Annotated in this window: 5 protein-coding genes; 2 read left to right on the top strand and 3 right to left on the bottom strand. The window is 73.5% G+C overall.

All coding sequences use genetic code 11. The annotated features are described in order from the left end of the window. Together Q1N79_RS04015 and Q1N79_RS04020 are read right to left on the bottom strand one after the other, a co-directional pair. Positions 1-1,232 (bottom strand): serpin family protein (locus Q1N79_RS04015; RefSeq protein ID WP_300604539.1); only part of this gene is annotated, 1,232 nt, incomplete at its 3' end. Between the two features lie 129 nt (positions 1,233-1,361). Beyond that, positions 1,362-1,721, bottom strand: coding sequence for a VOC family protein (locus Q1N79_RS04020; RefSeq protein ID WP_300604542.1), 360 nt, complete (start codon positions 1,719-1,721; stop codon positions 1,362-1,364). A 40-nt stretch (positions 1,722-1,761) separates the two neighbouring features. On the opposite strand from Q1N79_RS04020, the gene Q1N79_RS04025 reads away from it, so the two are divergent. Then, positions 1,762-2,187 carry a DUF1810 domain-containing protein gene (locus tag Q1N79_RS04025; RefSeq protein WP_300604544.1) on the top strand — a complete coding sequence of 142 codons (426 nt, stop codon included), beginning with the start codon at positions 1,762-1,764 and terminating at the stop codon, positions 2,185-2,187. A gap of 44 nt (positions 2,188-2,231) precedes the next feature. On the opposite strand, the gene Q1N79_RS04030 is transcribed toward Q1N79_RS04025, so the two are convergent. Further along, on the bottom strand, positions 2,232-3,083 hold the full coding sequence (locus Q1N79_RS04030) for a patatin-like phospholipase family protein (protein WP_300604547.1): 852 nt from the start codon (positions 3,081-3,083) through the stop codon (positions 2,232-2,234). 148 nt (positions 3,084-3,231) lie between these two features. Between Q1N79_RS04030 and Q1N79_RS04035 the strand changes: the two genes are divergently transcribed. Continuing rightward, on the top strand, positions 3,232-3,687 hold a 456-nt coding region (locus Q1N79_RS04035), incomplete at its 3' end, for a hypothetical protein (protein WP_300604549.1).

Genomic DNA, 3,687 nt, shown 5'->3' on the forward strand with positions numbered 1-3,687 from the left:
GGGTTGGCCACCTTCGCGAGGAACAGCGGCTCCCCGGTCGCGGTGTCGGTCACCAGCATGAGGTAGGGCCGGTCGAACACGATCGTCCGCGGGGCGGCGACCCGGGCGGCGCTCGCCACGACGCCGGCCGCGGCCGCCGCGGCGCCCACGGTGCCCTTCTCCCCGACCTGCAGCGTGGCCGCCTGCTGGACGAACCCGAGGAAGCTCGCGTACTTCGACAGCCCGGTGAAGTCCGCTGCGGCGGTGAACGCCTGCCCCATGCCCAGCTGCTCGAGCACGGCCTTCATGTCACCCATCGAGCCCGAGGTGCTGAGGCTGACCTTCGGCAGCGATATGTCCGCCGCGGCGGAGTTGCTCGCGCTGCCGGTCAGCGCCGCCGTCATCGTCTGCAGGGCGGCCTGGCTCGGCAGGGCGCAGGTGCCGCCTGCTGACGGCGGCAGCAGGGCGATCATCGACAGCTTCCCGCCCTCGTAGGGCAGCGAGACCGCGGTCCACCCGTCCGCGGTGGCGAAGCTGTACCCGGAGCCGTTCATGAACTTCGCGGTCACCTGCTGCCCGCCGGCCAGGGTGAACGACCCGGAGGCGGTCTGGTGCGGGTCGAACGGCGTGGCCCAGGCGGCGTCCATGTACAGGGCGGAAGTCAGCACCCAGCCGATGCCCTGCAGCATGGCCGGCGACACGAGCTGGGAGATGTGCCCGTGCGTGGCGGCGGAAATCGCCTTGTTGATCTCGTCGGCAGCCTCGCCAGGGTTGGTGCTGAAGGGCGCCTGGGCGACGCCGGCGTTGTAGCCGGTCGCGACCGCGTCCAGGTACGCCTGCAGCGGCGGCAGGCTCGGGTCGGCCCACACCTCGTTGCTCGCCGATAGCGTGACGCCCGGCCCGTCGAGGTCGGCAAGCGCCTCGGCCCGCGCCTGCAGCCCGGCGGCGAGCGCCGCCGCGCTGGTCGTCGGCAGGTGCAGCACCGCGGCCATCTCCTGCGCGGTCGTCCCGCGCGCGCCCAGGTAGGCCATGCCGAGCGCGCTGGCCAGCGTGCTCGGCGAGAACACCAGGTTCTGCTGCGGGTACTCCGCGCACCAGGCGCGCAGCACGTCAAGGGCGAACGCGGTGTCCGCCGCACCGAAGGGCCGCGGGTCCGCGGCGGGCTCGACCGCCGCCACCCCGCGGGCCACGACCGGGGCAGGCGCGGGCGCCGGCTTGGGTGCGCTCGCGCACCCGGCCCCCGCGACCGCCACGGCCACCATTACCAAGCTGATCCGAATCCCGTTCCGCATGTCCCTTGGACGCGGCCCGCGGGTCTGTGGTTTCACGGTGCTCGCGGGAACTTTGGGACTGGGCCCCGGGCAGCCTTAGCGCGTTATTAACTACTCCCAGCACAGGCAGAACGGGTGCCCGGCGGGGTCGGCGTAGACCTGGAAACCCGAGTCGGACTCGACATCGGCCGCCTGCAGCAGCCTGGCGCCCAGCCCCATGGCCTCGTCGTGCGCGGCCCTGATGTCGTCGACCCACAGGTCGAGATGGATCTGCTGCGGGGTGCCGTCCGGCCACTGCGGCGGCACGTGGCCTGGCGCGAGCTGAACGGCCAGCCGCGGCACGCCGTCGACGTAAACCGTGTGCCAGTCGTCCTCCGGCAAGACCGTCCCGCCGAGCAGCCCCGCCCAGAACGTGCTCTCCGCGGCAAGGTCGGCCGCGTCGAAGACGGCGATCTGTCTGGTTATCCTCACACAGGGCATTCTTCCGCAAGCAGTGAACCGGAGCGCGGGGATGGACGATCCTTACCGGCTTGAGCGGTTCGTGGCCGCGCAGGACAGCGGCGGCACGTACCAGCGCGCGCTCGCCGAACTGCGCGCAGGCCTGAAGGTGAGCCACTGGATGTGGTTCGTCTTCCCGCAGATCGCGGGCCTTGGCTTCAGCGCGATATCGCAGCGCTACGCGATCAGCTCGCTGGCGGAGGCGCGCGCCTACCTCATGCATCCGGTGCTCGGTCCCCGGCTGGCCGAATGCGCGCGCGTGCTGGCCGCCACCGACGGCAAGACCGCGGCGCAGATCTTCGGGGACGTCGACGCCATCAAGCTCCGCTCGTCCATGACGCTCTTCCTGGCCGCCGGCCCGGACGAACCCGCGTTCGGGCAGGTGGTGGCGAAGTACTTCGACGGCAAGCCCGACGAGGCGACGCTCGCCCGGCTGTGAGCCAGGTCAGCAAGCCGGGCCAATAGGCCGGTCAACAAGCCAGGTCAGTCGGCCGGCAGGCCCGCCCGCCCCTGGGCGCGTCCCGCGCGGGCCGCGGGCACCCGCGTCGCGGGGTCAAGCGGGTTGCCGCCGATCGCGGCCCGCGACGCCTCGTCGGGCTGGATGACCGTGACCTGCGCGCCGCCGTCGCGAAGCCGCCGCACCACGTCCCGCAGCGGCATCGGGGACGGGAGCGGGGAATCGAAGCCGAACGGCGACACCACGACGATCCGCCCTGCGCCCGCGGCGAGGTCCGCGTTGTCGGCCGACCGGGTCCCGCCGTCCATGTACCGGCGGCCGTCGATCGTCACCGGCGGCCAGATGCCGGGCACGGCGCAGCTCGCGGCCACGGCGTCGACCAGGCTCACGCCCGAGCTCGCGTCGAACACGCGGGTCGCCCCGGTCTCGCAGTCGACCGCCACCAGCCGGATCCGCCGCGACGGCCACTCGTGGGCCGGCAGCCGCGACTCGATGACCGCCCGCCGCTCGGCCTCGGGCACGGTCGGCGCCGCGAGCGCGAAGGCCCCGGCCGCCCGCAGCGCCTCGTCGGGCGTGGACACCGGCGTCGCCCCGGCCAGGTAGCCGCCGAAATTCTCGGCGAACTCCGCCAGGTCGATCTCCACCACGATCTCGGCCGACTGCCTGGCGGGATCGGTCTGCCGCGCGAACAGTTCGTCCAGCCCGACCCCGCTGCCGACCTGCGCGGCCACCGTCGCGCCCGCGGACGTGCCGATGATCAGGTCCGCGCCGCTCACGTCCTGGCCGGCGTCGGCGAGCCCCGCGAGCAGTCCCGTCATCCACGCGATTCCCGCGACACCGCCGCCACCGAGCACCAGCGCCTGACCGACCGCCACCACGCATCCCCTCCGTCCCATTCCGCTCCCCATTATCCCGAACGAACCCTGCCGACTCTCCAGCCGAGCATCCTCGAATGTCGTAGGGGTACGGTATAGTGTTCGTATCAGCCCAGATCCCCCCCCGGCAATCCGAACGGAGAACCGTCCCATGGCAGCCGCCCCCATCCCCGGCCCCGGACAGCCCGGCGGCGAGCAGCCGCCGCTGCCCGCGGACCCGGCGCGCGGCGGGGAGGACTGGGACGCGGACGCGGACCTGGCCCGGTTCCTGGCCGGGGTGGACGCCGGCCGGATCCCGGTGCCGGATGAGGACGTGCCCGCCCCGGCGGTCATGGTCACCCTGGGCGAGGCCGCCGACGCCGACCCCGTGCAGCTGGCGGCGATGGCCGGGCCGGACGGGCTCGGCGGCCAGGGGTTCGCGCAGGACAAGACCGCGGATGCGCTGCGGCCGGGGCCGCTGCTGGCGGCGCTGGCGGAGAACGCCGCGGCCGGGCTGCCGGGGCTGTCCGATGATGAGCTGCTGGGGCTGGTGTCAGCCAGCCGCCGGTTGCAGAACCGGGCGGAGTACCTGGAGCTGGCCGGGATCGCCGAGTTCACCGCCCGCCGC

This window comes from Trebonia sp. (genome assembly GCF_030042015.1).
Classification (GTDB): domain Bacteria; phylum Actinomycetota; class Actinomycetes; order Streptosporangiales; family Streptosporangiaceae; genus Trebonia.

Bases quoted from the DNA above. Each gene is read 5' to 3' on its own strand.
- Q1N79_RS04025 (WP_300604544.1), top strand. From the start codon at position 1,762: ATGGACGATCCTTACCGGCTTGAGCGGTTCGTGGCCGCGCAGGACAGC.